Source organism: Enterobacter cloacae complex sp. I2, assembly GCF_014896205.1.
Taxonomy (GTDB): domain Bacteria; phylum Pseudomonadota; class Gammaproteobacteria; order Enterobacterales; family Enterobacteriaceae; genus Enterobacter; species Enterobacter quasihormaechei.
Map to the genome: position 1 here is coordinate 183,391 of NZ_JADBRA010000003.1, position 16,055 is coordinate 199,445.

At 56.2% G+C, this 16,055-nt stretch carries 15 protein-coding genes; 7 read left to right on the top strand and 8 right to left on the bottom strand.

Annotated features, from left to right (window positions below):
• Positions 1 to 86: 86 nt before the first annotated feature.
• Positions 87 to 1,160 carry an acyltransferase family protein gene (locus IM300_RS03895; RefSeq protein WP_107535130.1) on the bottom strand — a complete coding sequence of 358 codons (1,074 nt, stop codon included), beginning with the start codon at positions 1,158 to 1,160 and terminating at the stop codon, positions 87 to 89.
• Between the two features lie 256 nt (positions 1,161 to 1,416).
• Between IM300_RS03895 and lolC the strand changes: the two genes are divergently transcribed.
• The 5 genes from lolC to cobB are packed head-to-tail and all read left to right on the top strand — an operon-like array spanning position 1,417 to position 6,356.
• Positions 1,417 to 2,616, top strand: a complete 1,200-nt coding sequence (gene lolC / locus IM300_RS03900; protein ID WP_107535131.1) for a lipoprotein-releasing ABC transporter permease subunit LolC — start codon at positions 1,417 to 1,419, stop codon at positions 2,614 to 2,616.
• Positions 2,609 to 3,310, top strand: a complete 702-nt coding sequence (gene lolD, locus IM300_RS03905; RefSeq protein WP_102749697.1) for a lipoprotein-releasing ABC transporter ATP-binding protein LolD — start codon at positions 2,609 to 2,611, stop codon at positions 3,308 to 3,310. The genes lolC and lolD overlap by 8 nt, the downstream gene beginning before the upstream one ends.
• Positions 3,310 to 4,554, top strand: coding sequence for a lipoprotein-releasing ABC transporter permease subunit LolE (lolE, locus tag IM300_RS03910; RefSeq protein ID WP_063449045.1), 1,245 nt, complete (start codon positions 3,310 to 3,312; stop codon positions 4,552 to 4,554). Before lolD ends, lolE begins: the two co-directional genes overlap by 1 nt.
• Before the next feature lie 54 nt (positions 4,555 to 4,608).
• The gene (gene nagK / locus IM300_RS03915; RefSeq protein WP_193035376.1) at positions 4,609 to 5,520 is read left to right on the top strand and encodes an N-acetylglucosamine kinase; all 912 of its coding nucleotides are present in this window, start codon (positions 4,609 to 4,611) and stop codon (positions 5,518 to 5,520) included.
• 14 nt (positions 5,521 to 5,534) lie between these two features.
• Positions 5,535 to 6,356, top strand: coding sequence for a Sir2 family NAD+-dependent deacetylase (cobB, locus tag IM300_RS03920; RefSeq protein ID WP_107535134.1), 822 nt, complete (start codon positions 5,535 to 5,537; stop codon positions 6,354 to 6,356).
• A gap of 34 nt (positions 6,357 to 6,390) precedes the next feature.
• Here cobB and potD read toward each other — a convergent pair whose 3' ends face one another.
• Genes potD through potA form a run of 4 tightly spaced genes read right to left on the bottom strand, consistent with a single transcriptional unit; the run spans position 6,391 to position 10,199 of the window.
• Positions 6,391 to 7,425 carry a spermidine/putrescine ABC transporter substrate-binding protein PotD gene (gene potD, locus IM300_RS03925; protein WP_063449042.1) on the bottom strand — a complete coding sequence of 345 codons (1,035 nt, stop codon included), beginning with the start codon at positions 7,423 to 7,425 and terminating at the stop codon, positions 6,391 to 6,393.
• Positions 7,422 to 8,213, bottom strand: coding sequence for a spermidine/putrescine ABC transporter permease PotC (gene potC, locus IM300_RS03930; RefSeq protein WP_193035378.1), 792 nt, complete (start codon positions 8,211 to 8,213; stop codon positions 7,422 to 7,424). The genes potD and potC overlap by 4 nt, the downstream gene beginning before the upstream one ends.
• A complete protein-coding gene (gene potB, locus IM300_RS03935; protein ID WP_063449041.1) occupies positions 8,210 to 9,067 on the bottom strand; it encodes a spermidine/putrescine ABC transporter permease PotB in 858 nt (285 codons plus the stop codon). The genes potC and potB overlap by 4 nt, the downstream gene beginning before the upstream one ends.
• On the bottom strand, positions 9,051 to 10,199 hold the full coding sequence (gene potA / locus IM300_RS03940; RefSeq protein ID WP_165498414.1) for a spermidine/putrescine ABC transporter ATP-binding protein PotA: 1,149 nt from the start codon (positions 10,197 to 10,199) through the stop codon (positions 9,051 to 9,053). The genes potB and potA overlap by 17 nt, the downstream gene beginning before the upstream one ends.
• 237 nt (positions 10,200 to 10,436) lie before the next feature.
• Between potA and pepT the strand changes: the two genes are divergently transcribed.
• Together pepT and IM300_RS03950 are read left to right on the top strand one after the other, a co-directional pair.
• Entirely contained in the window at positions 10,437 to 11,660 is a 1,224-nt protein-coding gene (gene pepT / locus IM300_RS03945; RefSeq protein ID WP_193035380.1) for a peptidase T, read from the top strand.
• A 102-nt stretch (positions 11,661 to 11,762) separates the two neighbouring features.
• On the top strand, positions 11,763 to 12,254 hold the full coding sequence (locus tag IM300_RS03950; protein ID WP_193035382.1) for a transposase: 492 nt from the start codon (positions 11,763 to 11,765) through the stop codon (positions 12,252 to 12,254).
• 93 nt (positions 12,255 to 12,347) lie between these two features.
• Here the strand turns inward: IM300_RS03950 and IM300_RS03955 are convergent, their stop codons facing one another.
• From IM300_RS03955 to phoP, 3 genes are all read right to left on the bottom strand, one after another.
• Entirely contained in the window at positions 12,348 to 13,469 is a 1,122-nt protein-coding gene (locus IM300_RS03955; protein WP_107535140.1) for a cupin domain-containing protein, read from the bottom strand.
• 91 nt (positions 13,470 to 13,560) lie between these two features.
• Positions 13,561 to 15,024, bottom strand: a complete 1,464-nt coding sequence (phoQ, locus tag IM300_RS03960) for a two-component system sensor histidine kinase PhoQ (RefSeq protein ID WP_063866389.1) — start codon at positions 15,022 to 15,024, stop codon at positions 13,561 to 13,563.
• Positions 15,025 to 15,696 carry a two-component system response regulator PhoP gene (gene phoP, locus IM300_RS03965; RefSeq protein ID WP_026094318.1) on the bottom strand — a complete coding sequence of 224 codons (672 nt, stop codon included), beginning with the start codon at positions 15,694 to 15,696 and terminating at the stop codon, positions 15,025 to 15,027.
• Positions 15,697 to 16,055: the final 359 nt, after the last annotated feature.

Consider the following 16,055-nt stretch of genomic DNA (forward strand, 5'->3'; position numbering starts at 1 on the left):
AATGTCTTTATTATCCTCGATCGTTTTGCATTAGCAAATCGTAACCGCACAAGAGGAAAAGAGCCCCCGGATGGGGGCGGGGCAGGTTAGCGGGTAGCGGGCACGGGTGAAACACGCGCGGGTGGGGAGAAGAAAAAATCGCCAAAGAGGGCGGTGGAGAGCTTACGAGCCCCCAGCCCGACCAGCGTGCAGACGAGCAGGCTGATAAACGGATAGACCAGAATCAGCGCAAGTTCAGCCCAGACCGGCCAGTACGCCGCATTCATTTCGCCAATCAGGATCAGGCTAAACGCCTCAATTAAAATGCGGTGGGTGGTGTAAATCGCGATAGTGTTCGACCCGATGACGTTCAGCAGATTATTGGGGTGAACGGCATAACGCTGCTCAATGCTGTAGAAAAGTTTCATGATGACCACGATCGACAGCAGAGAGAGCGGCAGAGGGACGTTAGCGAACCACAGCACCACGGACAGCGCGGCAGAGGCAACGAGTGCCAGCCAGCTGCGGCGCAGATTCAACCCTTTCATCCACGCCATCAGCTGCGCGCCGTACCATGCGCCGAGGCTGTAGTAGATCATATTGCGGACGACGCTGTTCATTCCCCACCACGGCAGCGGCAGGAAATTAATGGCGACGCTTGCCAGCGCCAGAATCCCCAGCATCGACAGTTTCCAGCGGCTCAGCAGTTTACAGAGCGTGAAGTAGACCACTAACGCGTACAAATACCACAGGCTGGTGCTGGCCGTGAGCATTCCCAGCACAAACCCTGAAACGGAATCGGCGTAGGCCGCATTGGATGAGGTTGCCAGTTCACGCTCGGGGGCGAGCCAGGCGTTCAGATGGGTCAGCGCCTGCCATTGCAGTACGCCCCACAGCGCCAGCACCCAGACGATGCTCCAGATGCGCTTGTCGAGACTGGTGCGCCAGTTCACCTCGTCAATGTATCGGCGGATCAAGTAGCCGGAGATGAAGAAAAATACCGGCATACGGAACGGGGCGAGGTAAAGGTTAAAGTAGACCCAGCATTTGGCGAGAAGGCCTGATAGCGGATGCTGTAGCCCGTCCAGGTGAGGATAAAAGGTGATCACCGAGTGGTAAATTACCACCAGGCAGATGCACAGGCCTTTTATCTGGTTAATCCATAATGCTTTTTGTTTCATGGTGCGTGACGACCTTGTTGCCATAAACGAAACGCCGATTGTTGTAAAATGAAGCCCTGATGTAACGGGTAACAGTCTGTATCAGGACGATTTTCGGAAAAGGTGGAGGCTGTCTGGCGGAAGTTCGGTCAGTAGCATGATGATTTATCTGAATTTTTCGGAAAAATGATTACCGAATCTTACGGTTTCAGTCATTTACGCTTAACGGATTCGCTTATATACTCGTGGGTCTGCTATCAGCAAACAGACGGATTTCATGTATCAACCTGTCGCACTCTTCATAGGCTTACGTTACATGCGTGGGCGCGCCGCGGACCGCTTCGGTCGCTTTGTCTCCTGGCTTTCGACTATTGGCATTACGCTTGGCGTGATGGCACTGGTGACGGTGCTTTCCGTCATGAATGGCTTCGAGCGCGAGCTGCAAAACAATATCCTGGGGCTGATGCCGCAGGCCGTTCTCTCTTCCACTCAGGGTTCCGTTAACCCGCAACAGCTGCCGGAAAGCGCGGTGAAGTTACAGGGTGTCACCCGCGTTGCGCCCCTTACAACGGGCGATGTGGTGCTGCAAAGCGCCCGCAGCGTGGCGGTCGGGGTGATGCTCGGTATCGATCCGGCACAAAAAGATCCGCTGACGCCGTTTCTGGTTAACGTGAAGCAAACCGACCTCGAACCGGGTAAATATAACGTCATCCTCGGCGAGCAGCTGGCCGGGCAGCTTGGCGTTAACCGTGGCGATCGGCTGCGCGTGATGGTGCCCTCAGCCAGCCAGTTTACGCCGATGGGGCGTCTGCCAAGCCAGCGCCTGTTCAACGTGATTGGCACGTTTGCGGCGAACAGCGAAGTCGATGGTTACCAGATGCTGGTGAACATTCAGGACGCCTCGCGTCTGATGCGCTACCCGGCGGGCAATATTACCGGCTGGCGTCTGTGGCTTGACGCGCCGCTGAAGGTAGACACCCTCAGCCAGCAGGCGTTACCGGAAGGGACGAAATGGCAGGACTGGCGCGACCGTAAAGGCGAGCTGTTCCAGGCCGTGCGCATGGAGAAAAACATGATGGGGCTGCTGTTAAGCCTGATCGTGGCCGTTGCCGCGTTTAACATCATCACCTCGCTGGGGCTGATGGTGATGGAGAAGCAGGGCGAAGTCGCCATTTTGCAAACCCAGGGCCTGACCCCGCGCCAGATCATGGCGGTATTTATGGTTCAGGGCGCCAGCGCCGGCATTATCGGTGCGCTGCTCGGGGCGGCGCTGGGCGCGCTGCTCGCCAGCCAGCTCAACAATCTGATGCCGATCATCGGCGCGCTGCTCGATGGCGCGGCGCTGCCGGTGGCTATCGAGCCGCTACAGGTGGTCGGTATTGCGCTGGCCGCGATGGCCATTGCGCTGCTTTCTACGCTTTATCCTTCCTGGCGGGCTGCCGCCACTCAACCCGCTGAGGCTTTACGTTATGAATAAGATCCTGTTGCAGTGCGACAACCTGTCCAAACGCTATCAGGAAGGCGCTGTGCAGACCGACGTGCTGCACAATGTGAGCTTTAGCGTGGGTGAAGGCGAGATGATGGCGATTGTCGGCAGCTCCGGCTCCGGCAAAAGTACGCTGCTGCACCTGCTGGGCGGGCTGGACACCCCAACCGAAGGTGATGTGATCTTCTCCGGACAGCCGCTGAGTAAAATGTCGTCAACGGCGAAAGCCGAGCTGCGTAACCGCGAGCTGGGCTTTATCTATCAGTTCCACCATCTGCTGCCGGACTTCACGGCGCTGGAAAACGTGGCGATGCCGCTGCTGATTGGTAAAAAGAAACCGGCGGAAATTAATGCCCGCGCCAGCGACATGCTAAACGCGGTAGGGCTGGGACATCGCGGTAATCACCGTCCGTCCGAGCTTTCCGGCGGTGAGCGTCAGCGTGTGGCGATCGCCCGCGCGCTGGTCAACAACCCGCGCCTGGTGCTGGCGGATGAACCGACAGGTAACCTCGATGCGCGTAACGCAGACAGCATTTTCCAGCTTCTCGGCGAACTGAACGCCGCGCAGGGTACCGCGTTTCTGGTGGTGACCCACGATTTGCAGCTGGCTAAGCGGATGGGCCGTCAGCTGGAAATGCGCGACGGTCATCTGAACGCAGAACTGACGCTGATGGGAGCGGAGTAATGGCTTCACCGTTATCGTTACTCATCGGGTTACGCTTTAGCCGCGGTCGTCGCCGGAGCGGGATGGTATCCCTTATCTCCGTCATCTCTACCATCGGTATTGCCCTGGGCGTGGCGGTGCTGATCGTCGGCTTAAGCGCCATGAATGGCTTTGAGCGTGAACTGAATAACCGCATTCTGGCCGTTGTTCCTCACGGTGAAATCGAGCCGGTAAACCAGCCGTGGTCCAACTGGCAGGATGCCCTGAACAAAGTGGAAAAAGTGCCGGGCATCGCGGCGGCTGCACCTTACATCAACTTTACCGGGCTGGTGGAGAGCGGGGTAAACCTGCGCGCCATCCAGGTGAAAGGGGTAAATCCTCGTCAGGAAGCGCGTCTGAGCGCGCTGCCGCGCTACGTGCAAAATGGCGCATGGGCAAACTTTAAGGCCGGCGAGCAGCAGATCATCATGGGTAAAGGCGTTGCCGACGCGCTGAAGGTGAAGCAGGGCGACTGGGTATCGATCATGATCCCGAACGCCAGCGCCGACCACAAATTGCAGCAGCCTAAACGCGTGCGTCTGCACGTGACCGGTATTTTGCAGCTAAGCGGCCAGCTCGACCATAGCTTCGCCATGGTGCCGCTGGAAGATGCCCGTCAGTACCTGGACATGAGCGACAGCGTGACGGGGATAGCCATTAAGGTTAACGACGTTTTCAACGCCAATAAGCTGGTGCGTGATGCCGGCAGCGTGACCAATAGCTACGTCTACATCAAAAGCTGGATAGGCACTTACGGCTATATGTACCGCGATATCCAGATGATCCGCGCGATTATGTATCTGGCGATGGTGCTGGTGATTGGGGTGGCGTGCTTTAATATCGTCTCGACGCTGGTTATGGCCGTTAAGGATAAGAGCGGCGACATCGCCGTGCTGCGTACCTTAGGGGCAAAAGACGGTCTTATTCGCGCCATTTTCGTCTGGTACGGTTTGCTGGCGGGGCTGTTTGGCAGCCTCTGCGGCGTGGTCATCGGCGTGGTGGTGTCCCTTCAGCTGACGCCGATTATCAACGGGATTGAAACGCTTATCGGCCATCAGTTCCTGTCCGGCGATATCTATTTTATTGACTTCCTGCCGTCTGAACTGCACTGGCTGGACGTTATTTATGTGCTGGTTACAGCACTTTTACTGAGTCTGCTGGCAAGCTGGTATCCGGCGCGTCGCGCAAGCCGTATCGATCCGGCGAGGGTATTAAGTGGCCAGTAATTTCGTCATGGTTTAGCGGTCTTTGGGCCGCTGAATCAAGCAGAGGAATGCATCATGTATTACGGATTTGATATTGGCGGCACCAAGATTGCGCTCGGCGTGTTTGATAACGATCTCACACTCCAGTGGGAAACGCGCGTGCCCACGCCGCGTGAAAGCTACGATGAATTTTTAACCGCTATCGCCGCGCTGGTAGCGCAGGCGGATGAGCGGTTTGGCGTCAAGGGCAGCGTCGGCATTGGAATTCCGGGTATGCCCGAAACCGACGACGGCACGCTGTATGCCGCCAACGTTCCCGCTGCCAGCGGCAAGCTGCTGCGCGCCGATCTCTCAGCCCTCATTGAACGCGACGTGCGCTTAGACAACGATGCCAACTGCTTTGCCCTTTCCGAAGCCTGGGACGACGAGTTTCGTCGCTATCCGCTGGTGATGGGGCTGATCCTCGGGACGGGCGTCGGCGGCGGGATTGTCATTAACGGCAAGCCCATTACCGGACGCAGCTACATCACCGGCGAATTTGGCCACATTCGTCTGCCGGTGGACGCGCTGGACGTGGTCGGGCGCGATTTCCCGCTTACCCGCTGCGGCTGTGGTCAGCACGGCTGCATTGAAAACTATCTGTCGGGACGGGGGTTTGCATGGCTGTATGAACACTTCTATCATCAGAAACTTGAGGCCCCCCAAATCATTACCTTGTGGCAACAAGGGGATGCGCAGGCGCGAGAGCACGTTGAACGCTATCTCGACCTGCTGGCGGTGTGTCTGGGCAACATCCTGACCATCGTCGACCCGGATCTGCTGGTGATTGGGGGTGGGCTGTCAAACTTCACTGCGATTACGGAACAGTTGTCCGGGCGTCTGCCCCGACATTTATTGCCGGTCGCCCGCGTGCCGCGCATTGAGCGTGCGCGACACGGGGACGCAGGAGGCATGCGCGGAGCCGCATTCCTTCATCTCACCGATTAGTTTACGAGGTTACTATGCTGTCGCGTCGCCAGGGTCGACTCAGCCGTTTTCGCAAAAATAAACGCCGCTTACGTGAACGCCTGCGTCAGCGGATCTTTTTCAGAGACAGGATGATGCCAGAAGCGATGGATAAACCCAGAGTGGTGGTGTTGACCGGGGCGGGGATCTCCGCCGAGTCCGGTATTCAGACCTTCCGCGCGGCGGACGGGCTGTGGGAAGAACACCGAGTTGAAGATGTGGCGACGCCGGAAGGTTTCGCCCGCGATCCGGCGCTGGTTCAGGCGTTCTACAACGCCCGCCGTCGCCAGCTTCAGCAGCCGGAGATTGCGCCAAACGCGGCGCACCTGGCGCTGGCAAAGCTGGAGGAGGCGCTGGGAGATCGTTTTCTGCTGGTGACGCAAAACATCGACAATCTTCACGAAAGAGCCGGTAACCGCAACGTCATTCATATGCACGGCGAACTGCTCAAGGTGCGGTGCGCATGGAGCGGTCAGGTGCTGGACTGGAAAGAGGACGTGCTGGAAGAAGACCGCTGCCACTGCTGCCAGTTTCCTTCGCGTCTGCGTCCGCACGTGGTCTGGTTTGGCGAAATGCCGCTGGGAATGGATGAAATCTACAGTGCCCTGGCCATGGCGGACGTCTTTATCGCCATTGGTACCTCAGGCCATGTCTATCCGGCGGCGGGATTTGTGCACGAAGCGCGGCTGCAAGGTGCCCATACGGTGGAGCTCAATCTGGAGCCAAGCCAGGTCGGAAGCGAGTTTGAAGAGAAGCATTACGGTCTGGCAAGCGAGGTGGTGCCGGCCTTTGTGGATAAACTCCTGAAGGGGCTGTAAGAGTAACGGGCGACCTTGCGTCGCCCGTTGTGCATTAACGACCGGCTTTCAGCTTCTGATAATATTCTTCATAAAGGCGGCTCGCGTCACCGACGTCGTTCTGCCATTCCCCTTTGCTGATGGTTTCAGCGTCCGGATAAAGCGATTTATCATTCGCCACTTCAGGGCTTAGCAGCTTCCGCGCGGCCAGGTTCGGCGTCGGATAGCCGATGGTTTCCGCCACCTGTTTTGCCACGTCCGGGCGCAGCAGGAAGTTAATCAGCTTCAGGGCGCCATCCACGTTTTTCGCATTAGCCGGAATTGAGAGGCTGTCCATCCAGAAGATCCCGCCTTCTTTCGGCCAGACCACCTCCAGCGGTGTCCCGGCCTGACGCGCAACGAACGCCGAGCCGTTCCAGACCATCCCCAGGTTCACTTCACCTTCCATATACGGGTTAGCCGGGTTATCGGAGTTGAACGCCGCCACGTTTGGCATCAGCTTTTTCAGTTCGTTATACGCCGCTTCGATCTCTTTCGGATCGGTGGTGTTGCCGGAATAGCCGAGTTTACGCAGCGCGATCTGGAACACTTCGCGCGCATCGTCGGTTAACAGCAGGCTGCTTTTATATTCCGGCTTCCACAGGTCGGCCCACGAGGAAACCGTTTTTGGATCGACGGCGTCGCTGTTGACGCCAATTGCCGTCGCACCCCAGATGTAGGGAATGGAGTAGTCGTTGTTGGGGTCGAACGGTTTGTTCAGCATCTCAGGATCGAGGTTTGAAAAATGGGTTAGCTTCGTTTTGTCGATCTTCTGGATCATGCCCTCTTTGCGCATTTTGTCGACGAAATAGGTCGACGGCACCACCAGGTCATACGCGCCATCTTTGTAGGTTTTAAGCTTGGCATACATGGTCTCATTCGACTCATAGGTGGAATAGATCACCTTGATGCCCGTCTCTTTGGTGAACTGCTCCAGCAGGCCCGGCGGCACATACTCGGTCCAGTTGTAGAAATAGAGCGTTTTACTGTCATCAGCGTGCGCGGCACCCATGCCAAGCACCAGCGCCGCAGCGGCAAGCATTTTTTTCATTTCTGTGTCCCCTGAGATTTTGTTTTATCACGAGCAATAACCTGGCTGGCAATGACCAGAACCAGCGATAACACCAACAGAATAGTCGCCAGCGCGTTCACTTCGGGTGAAACACCGACTTTAACCATTGAGTAGATCTTCAACGGCAGAATTTCATAGCTCGGCCCGGTGACGAAGGAGGATACGACCACATCGTCCATCGACAGGGTAAAGCTGAGCAACCACCCGGCTGCAACGGCAGGCATCGCCAGCGGCAGGATGATTTTGCGCAGAATAGTCATCTCGCTGGCACCCAGATCTTTCGCCGCTTCCAGCATGCGCACGTCGAACCCTTTCAGACGCGCGTAGACGGTCACCACCACAAACGGCAGGCAGAAGGTGATGTGCGAGTACAGCAGCGACCAGAAACCGAGCTGGACGCCCAGCAGCATAAACAGCACCAGCAGTGAAATGGCCATCACGATGTCCGGGGACATCATCACTACAAACAGCATGCCGCTGACGAACGGCTTACCGCGAAAACGGTAGCGGTACAGCGCCACGGCGGTCAGCGAGCCAATCAGCGTCGCAAAGGTGGCAGAGAACACCGCCATCGTCAGCGAGTGCTGCGCGGCCTGGAGCAGGCTGTCATTGTTCATCAGCAGGCCATACCATTTGGTGGTAAACCCTTGCCAGTTGATCCCGAAGCGTGAACTGTTAAATGAGTTCACGATCAAAATGATTATCGGAATATAGAGATACGCATAAATGGCGGTCATAAAACCGCCGCGAAGCAGTCGACCGATCATTCCAGCTCCACCTTCTTGTTCAGCAAGCGCGAGGCACGCCAGTAGACCAGCAGCATCAGTCCCATCACCACCGTCAGCGTAATGCTGGTGGCCGAGCCGAACGGCCAGTCGCGGATGTTCAGGAACTGGCTCTTGATCACGTTGCCGATCAGCAGGTTTTTCGCCCCGCCCATCAGGTCCGACACGTAGAACAGGCCCATCGCCGGCAGCATGACCAGCAGACAGCCGGCGATAATGCCCGGCATGGTCAGCGGAATAATGATGCGGATAAAAGTTTGCAGCTTGCTGGCCCCCAGGTCTCTGGCGGCTTCCAGCAGCGGTTTATCAAGCTTTTCAATGCTGGAGTAGAGCGGCATCACCATAAACGGCAGCAGAATATAGACCAGGCCGACGATCACCGCGCTCGGGGTGAACATAATGCGGATCGGCGTATCGATAATCCCCAGCCACAGCAGAAACTCGTTCAGATAACCTTTGGTGCTGAGGAAGATCTTCAGCCCGTAGATGCGGATTAACGAGTTGGTCCAGAAGGGCACAATCAGTAAAAACAGCAGCAGCGGACGCACTTTTTGCGGCAGGCGAGCCAGGAACCACGCGAACGGATACCCCAGCACCAGACAGGCAACGGTGGCAATCAGCGCCATGTTGAGCGAGTGCAGCAGCACGTCAAAGTACAGCGGATCGAGCAGGCGCGCGTAGTTGTCCAGCGTAAAGACCATCGCGACGAAGTTCGCGTCGTCGCGGGTCAGGAAGCTGGTTACGATGATCATCAGGTTGGGTAGAAAGACAAACAACACAAGCCAACCGACGATCGTGGCAATCACCACATTCTGGAACTTACTTGTGTTCTTCATCAGCCAGTACAACCTCCCAGCTTTCTACCCAGTTGATGACCATCTTCTGATCCAGCGAGTGGTCGAAGTCCGGATCGTCCTCGTTGAAGAACTCGCTGACCATCACCATTTTGCCGTTTTCCAGTTCGACCACGGATTCGAGGGTCATGCCTTTATAGTTGCGTTCGCGAACGTAACCGATCAGACCTTCGGCGTCAGCCGTGTCGTGGATCTCATCGACGCGGAGATCTTCCGGGCGCAGCAGGACGTTGAGCCTTTGTCCCTTTTCCACGGCAAAGTTCACCGTGATGTTGCATTCGCGGCCTTCCACGTTGGCGCGCACGCGCTGCTCGTCCAGACGCTCAATCACCGTGGCGTTGAAAATATTGATTTCACCAATGAAGCTGGCGACGAACAGGTTTTTCGGCTCTTCGTAAATTTCACGCGGCGTGCCGTCCTGCTCGATCTTGCCGTCGCGCATCACCACGATACGGTCCGACATGGTCAGGGCTTCTTCCTGATCGTGAGTAACAAACACGAACGTGATGCCGAGCTTACGCTGAAGCGCTTTCAGCTCGTTCTGCATCTGCTTGCGCAGCTTGTAGTCCAGCGCGGAGAGGGATTCATCCAGCAGGAGCAGGCGCGGTTTGTTGACCACGGCGCGGGCAATGGCCACGCGCTGCTGCTGTCCGCCGGATAGCTGATGCGGCTTTCGCTGGGCAAACTCTTCCAGCTGCACCATACGCAGGGCTTCGGTGACGCGGGGCGGGATCTCGCTGGCCGCTGTTTTTTGCATCCGCAGGCCAAACGCCACGTTCTCAAACACGGTCATGTGCGGGAACAGGGCGTAGCTCTGAAAGACGGTATTGACGTGGCGATCTTCGGCAGGAACCTGGGTAATGTCCTGGTTCTCAAGATGGATGTGGCCGTTATCGACGCTTTCCAGCCCGGCGATAAGGCGCAGGACGGTGGTTTTGCCGCAGCCGGAGGGGCCAAGCAGCGTGAGAAACTCACCGTCATTGATGGTCAGATTCAGGTCGGAAATGACGTCTTTGCCATCAAAACTTTTACGAATTCGTTCCAGTTGCACCAGCGGTGAAAGGGAACGGGGTTGTGTATTCAATTTTCGCGCTGTCCCATATAGACGCCTCAGGCAGCAGACTGAAGCGGGGTTTGTGTGTAACCACCTTGGTGACTCGTAATGAGGGCGGACATTCTACGGCAAACCCATTGAATCGCCAATCCTTCTCACTTATTCATAAGCTACATTTATTAACGCAGAACGATATAAACGTAAAAAGTTCTCGTTTGCGGGATAAAAGTGACCTGACGCAATATTTGCGTTTTGCTGCTTACTGATAATGTTGTCACAAAAAGTGAGGGTGACTGCATGGATAAACTATTTGAGCGTTTTTTACATTACGTTTCGCTGGATACCCAATCTAAGCCGGGTGTCCGACAGGTGCCCAGCACCGAAGGCCAGTGGAAGCTGCTCAACCTGCTGAAAGAGCAGCTTGAGGCCATGGGGCTGGTCAACGTCACGCTGAGCGAAAAAGGTACCGTGATGGGAACGCTGCCGGCCAACGTTGAGGGGGATATCCCGGCGATTGGCTTTATTTCTCATGTCGATACCTCACCTGATTTTAGCGGTAAACACGTTAATCCGCAGATTGTTGAAAACTACCGCGGCGGTGATATCGCGCTGGGGATTGGTGACGAAGTCCTGTCGCCGGTGATGTTCCCGGTGCTGCACCAGCTGCTGGGGCAGACGTTAATTACCACCGATGGCAAGACCCTGCTGGGCGCCGATGACAAAGCGGGTATCGCCGAAATCATGACGGCGCTGGCGGTGCTGAAGGGACAAAATATCCCGCACGGCGATATCCGCGTCGCCTTCACGCCGGATGAAGAGGTGGGTAAGGGCGCGAAATACTTTGACGTTGAGGCGTTTAACGCTCAGTGGGCGTACACCGTCGACGGCGGCGGCGTGGGCGAACTGGAGTATGAAAACTTTAACGCAGCATCGGTGACGATCAAAATTGTCGGGAATAACGTGCACCCGGGCTCTGCGAAAGGGGTGATGGTGAACGCGCTGTCTCTGGCCGCGCGTATTCATGCGGAAGTTCCCGCCGAAGAGAGCCCGGAGATGACGGAAGGGTATGAGGGTTTTTATCATCTGACCAGCATCAAGGGGACTGTGGACAGCGCGCAGATGCACTATATTGTCCGCGATTTTGACCGCAAAGCCTTTGAGGCGCGCAAGCGTAAGATGATGGAGATCGCGAAAAAGGTCGGCAAGGGGCTGCATCCGGATTGCTATATTGAGCTCATCATTGAAGACAGCTATTACAATATGCGCGAGAAGGTGGTGGAGCATCCGCACATTCTGGATATCGCCCGGCAGGCGATGCGCGATTGTGACATCGAGCCGGTGATGAAGCCGATCCGGGGTGGAACCGATGGTTCGCAGCTGTCGTTTATGGGCCTGCCGTGCCCGAACCTGTTTACCGGCGGGTATAACTACCATGGCAAGCATGAGTTCGTGACGCTGGAAGGGATGGAGAAAGCGGTGCAGGTGATTGTGCGCATAGCTGAGTTAACCGCGAAGCGGTAGCCGTGTTATTCCGGGTGGCGGCTACGCCTTACCCGGTCTACGTTCATTGATTTTGTAGGCCCGGTAAGCGCAGCGCCACCGGGCAATCGGCAAGGAGTGCCTATGTCAAACTACCGCCGCCATTACATCCCCGGTGGGACCTGGTTTTTCACCGTCAATTTGCAAAACCGCCAGAGCGATTTGCTTACTCGCCACATCGAAAGCCTGCGTTCCGCTACCGCCGCGGTTAAGCGTGCTAAGCCCTTCACCATTAACGCCTGGGTTGTCCTGCCTGAACATATGCACTGTATCTGGACCTTACCGGAAGGGGACAGTGACTTTTCGGCGCGCTGGCGCGACATCAAAAAAACGTTCAGCCGCAGCATTGAGATGCGCCACGTCTGGCAACCGCGTTTCTGGGAACACACCATTCGCAATGAACAGGATTACCGGCGGCATAGGGATTACGTCAACATCAATCCGCTGAAGCATGGCTATGTCAGCAAAGTCATTGACTGGCCCTATTCAACGTTTCATCGGGATGTGCGTGAAGGGCTATATCCCGCAGAGTGGGCGGGTGAGGAGAAGGATTTTGCGGCGGGGGAGCGGAAGTAAATTGAGCCCGGTGGCGCTTCGCTTACCGGGCCTACGGGATCGTGCTGTTGTAGGCCGGGTAAGGCGTAGCCGCCACCCGGCAAACATTACACATCAGTCCTCAAAGAACCAGTACCCGCTGTTCACCAGCGCGGCCAGCATGGCGAGGAACGACGGATCGTCCAGCGCGTCGCCAAAGGTATCCGCAGACAGCACCATATGGCTGGCAATCGCTTCCAGCGCCGGACGGTGCGGGGAGTCCAGACGCTCGCCGTTGACGAATACCTCTTCGCCAATGCGCAGCACGCGTAATCCGCCCAGACGAACCAGCTTATCGCCCTGCTGGAGTGCATCATAAATTTCATCCGCCTGATACGGTGGCTCTGGCGGTGCGACGTCCAGTTCATGACGCGACTGGCTGATAAACTCGCCAAACCACTGTCTGAAGTGCTCCGGTTCGCCGATCAGATCCAGCATCATACCGCGCAGCTTATCCAGCTCCTCTGGCAGAATATCTGCCGGATGCTCACGCGCCGGAACGTCCGGATCGCTGTAACGGTAGCTGCCCAGCTCGCGCTGTAAAACATAATCAGCAAACCCGCTGATCATCTCGCGGCCGCTTGGCGCGCGGAAACCGACCGAATAGTTCAGCGAGTTTTCCAGCGAATAGCCTTCATGCGGGAAGCCTGGCGGGATATACAGAATGTCGCCCGGCTCCAGCTCTTCATCAATGATCCCTTCAAACGGATCGACCTGAAGCAGGTCCGGGTGCGGGCAGTGCTGCTTCATTGGCACCTTTTCGCCCACGCGCCAGCGACGGCGACCGGTACCCTGAATGATAAACACGTCGTACTGATCCAGATGCGGACCGACGCCACCACCGGGAACGGAGAAGGAGATCATCAGATCGTCCATTCGCCAGTCCGGCAGGGCGCGGAAGGGGCGCATTAAGGCTGCGGTGGGTTCGTGCCAGTTGTTGACCGCCTGCACCAGTAAAGACCAGTTGCTTTCGCCCAGGTGATCGTAGCTTTCAAATGGACCGTGGCTGACCTGCCATTTTCCGTCCTGGTGGCTCACCAGACGGCTGTCCACCTCGTTTTCCATCGCCAGACCCGCGAGTTCGTCAGGGGAAATAGGGTCGATAAAATTGCTGAATCCGCGTTTCAGAACGACCGGGCGTTTTTGCCAGTAACGTTCGATGAAATCGGGCCAGTTAAGCGTTAATTGATAATCCATATTTTTGTTTTCCGCAGGCTCTTACTGAGACGGATTATAACGGAAGCAAAGAACCCTGGGGGCGAGATCCGCGTATTTTTCACATTCCGGGTTAACTATCGTTCGATACGGGCTGTTGACGGCCAAAAATGACCTCCATATGGGCGCCGCCCAGCAAACTTTCACCGGTTTCGATCTTGCCGTCGTACTGATCGACGATTTCCCGAGCGACGGCCAGCCCTACGCCCTGGCCAGGACGCAGCGTATCGGCGCGCTGACCGCGGTCAAATACCACTTCGCGTTTATTACGGGGAATGCCGGGACCATCGTCCTCAACGATAATATGCAGTTCGTTATCCGTTACCCGCGCGGACACTTCGACAAACTCCAGACAATACTTACAGGCGTTATCGAGCAGGTTCCCCATCACTTCCATGAAGTCATTCTTCTCGCCGACAAAGCTAATTTCCGGTGAGATATCCAGGCTGATATTGACCCCTTTACGCTGGTATACCTTGTTCAGCGCAGAGGTGAGGTTATCCAGCAGCGGGGCTACCGGGTGCAGCTCGCGGCTCAACAGGGCGCTTCCGGAACGCATGCTGGCGCGGTGCAGGTAATAACCAATCTGCTGTGAAATCCGGCTGATTTGCTCCAGCATCACAGGCTCGGCGTCATCCACACTCATTTTCGAACTGCGCATGGAACGCAGGGTACTTTGCATCACCGCCAGCGGGGTTTTCAGGCTGTGCGTAAGATCGGTGAGCGTCGTGCGATACTTGTCGTAGCGTTCACGTTCGCTTTTCAGCAAGCGGTTGAGGTTGCGCACCAGGCTGGTCAGCTCGCGCGTGGTCTCCGGGTTCAGCTTCTCGCGGTGATGCTCCTCCAGCTCGCGCACCTCTTTGGCCAGGGACTCAATCGGACGAAGGCTCCACCACGCAGCAACCCACAGGAGTGGGATCACCAGCAGCAGGTTGGCAGCCAGAACGTACACGAACCAGTTCCAGACCATATACGAGCGTTTTAGCTCAACCGGTATGGTATCGATCACCACAATGGTCAGCTGCGGCATGTTCAGGGTAGCGGGATACAGGTTGATGGCCACCGAGTGGGTCATCTCCGTGTCGTCATCTTCGGCGCGGATCTCATTGAGCTTGTTCTGTAATGCCCGATCGTCACGCAGCAGGATGCTGGTCGAGTTGAGGTCGGCTTCTATTTCGTGAAATCCGTTGGTTTTCAGCCATTCCGGACGGATGCGTTTTTTCAGCCAGGGAACATCACGCTGCGCCCACAGCAGTTTGCCTTTTTCATCGTAGATCAGCGCCAGCGTCGGGCTCTGCTGGTTCAGGTTTTCCGGCATCTCGACGGTGATTTGGTTGTTCTCCCATTTCGCCAGGGTATAAAACAGGTTACTTTCGCCGCGAAGCAGGCGGAAGGTGGTTTTATCGAAGCTTACGCTGTACCCGACCAACGCCACCATTCCGTAGGAGAGCGACAGCACCAGCACGACGGCGGCGGTTGCCAGCAGAAAGCGAACCCGCAGCGAAAGGGGTAAAATGTGGCGCAAAATCCCTTTCATTTAGCGTAATTCGAACAGGTAGCCCTGACCGCGCACGGTGGTGATCACGTCGTGCGGGTACTGCGCCTGAATTTTTTTGCGCAGGCGGCCCATCAGCACGTCAATGGTATGGCTTTCGCGCAGCTCGGCATCCGGATAAAGCTGAAGCATCAGGGAGTCCTTGCTCACCACTTTACCGTTGTTACGGATCAGCGTTTCCATAATGGTGTATTCGAATGCGGTCAGCTTGATCACTTCATCATTAATGGAAAATTCGCGGCGGGAGAGATCCACCTGGAACGGCGGCAGAGAGATCACCTGCGACGCCAGCCCGCTGTTACGGCGCAGCAGCGCCTGCATGCGCGCGGCAACCTCTTCAATATGGAAGGGTTTGGTAACGTAGTCGTCCGCGCCTGCGCTCAATACTTCAACCTTGTCCTGCCAGCCTTCGCGAGCGGTCAGCACCAGCACCGGCAGCGAAACGTCATGGCTACGCCAGCGGCGGATAAGGGACAATCCGTCTTCATCCGGCAGCCCTAAATCGACGATGGCGATGTCCGGCAGGTGTTCATTGAGATAATAATCGGCCTCTTTTGCGTCTTCGGCATCGTCCACCTGATGGCCCATCTCCTGAAGCTGAACTTTCAGGTGATGACGTAGCAATGCGTTATCCTCAACAACCAGTACGCGCATCATCACTTCTCCCTTTATAAATGGTATGAATAGTTTAACGCTGATTATCCAGGTTGACACCAGCGTGATGAAATTAAATGGTTTTTTCATGCCCTAAAAAAGCGCGAGTAATATAAACCGACTTGTTTTCGCAAGCTTCCGCATTCCGGATAAAACAGCCATCTGTTTATTAACTGTTGAGGGCGCGCGGCATTTTTGCCAGAACGGGCATTGAGGGGGGTACAAATCCCGCGAGGTGCTTAAGCTGCGGGGAAGTTTTGTAAATATTGCCCTTTTTTTTGTAAGGATGTTTTCGATCTTTCCATCTTTGTCTACGCTTATTTTATGGTGCGAAATTAGATCCGCATAATATGTACCAG

Excerpts from the sequence above, each read along its gene's own strand:
- lolD (WP_102749697.1), top strand. The coding sequence starts at position 2,609 with ATGAATAAGATCCTGTTGCAGTGCGACAACCTGTCCAAACGCTATCAG.
- pepT (WP_193035380.1), top strand. The coding sequence starts at position 10,437 with ATGGATAAACTATTTGAGCGTTTTTTACATTACGTTTCGCTGGATACC.
- phoQ (WP_063866389.1), bottom strand. The coding sequence starts at position 15,024 with ATGAAAGGGATTTTGCGCCACATTTTACCCCTTTCGCTGCGGGTTCGC.
- IM300_RS03950 (WP_193035382.1), top strand. The coding sequence starts at position 11,763 with ATGTCAAACTACCGCCGCCATTACATCCCCGGTGGGACCTGGTTTTTC.
- nagK (WP_193035376.1), top strand. The coding sequence starts at position 4,609 with ATGTATTACGGATTTGATATTGGCGGCACCAAGATTGCGCTCGGCGTG.
- IM300_RS03955 (WP_107535140.1), bottom strand. The coding sequence starts at position 13,469 with ATGGATTATCAATTAACGCTTAACTGGCCCGATTTCATCGAACGTTAC.
- lolC (WP_107535131.1), top strand. The coding sequence starts at position 1,417 with ATGTATCAACCTGTCGCACTCTTCATAGGCTTACGTTACATGCGTGGG.
- phoP (WP_026094318.1), bottom strand. The coding sequence starts at position 15,696 with ATGCGCGTACTGGTTGTTGAGGATAACGCATTGCTACGTCATCACCTG.
- potB (WP_063449041.1), bottom strand. The coding sequence starts at position 9,067 with ATGAAGAACACAAGTAAGTTCCAGAATGTGGTGATTGCCACGATCGTC.
- potD (WP_063449042.1), bottom strand. The coding sequence starts at position 7,425 with ATGAAAAAAATGCTTGCCGCTGCGGCGCTGGTGCTTGGCATGGGTGCC.
- potC (WP_193035378.1), bottom strand. The coding sequence starts at position 8,213 with ATGATCGGTCGACTGCTTCGCGGCGGTTTTATGACCGCCATTTATGCG.
- cobB (WP_107535134.1), top strand. The coding sequence starts at position 5,535 with ATGCTGTCGCGTCGCCAGGGTCGACTCAGCCGTTTTCGCAAAAATAAA.
- lolE (WP_063449045.1), top strand. The coding sequence starts at position 3,310 with ATGGCTTCACCGTTATCGTTACTCATCGGGTTACGCTTTAGCCGCGGT.
- IM300_RS03895 (WP_107535130.1), bottom strand. The coding sequence starts at position 1,160 with ATGAAACAAAAAGCATTATGGATTAACCAGATAAAAGGCCTGTGCATC.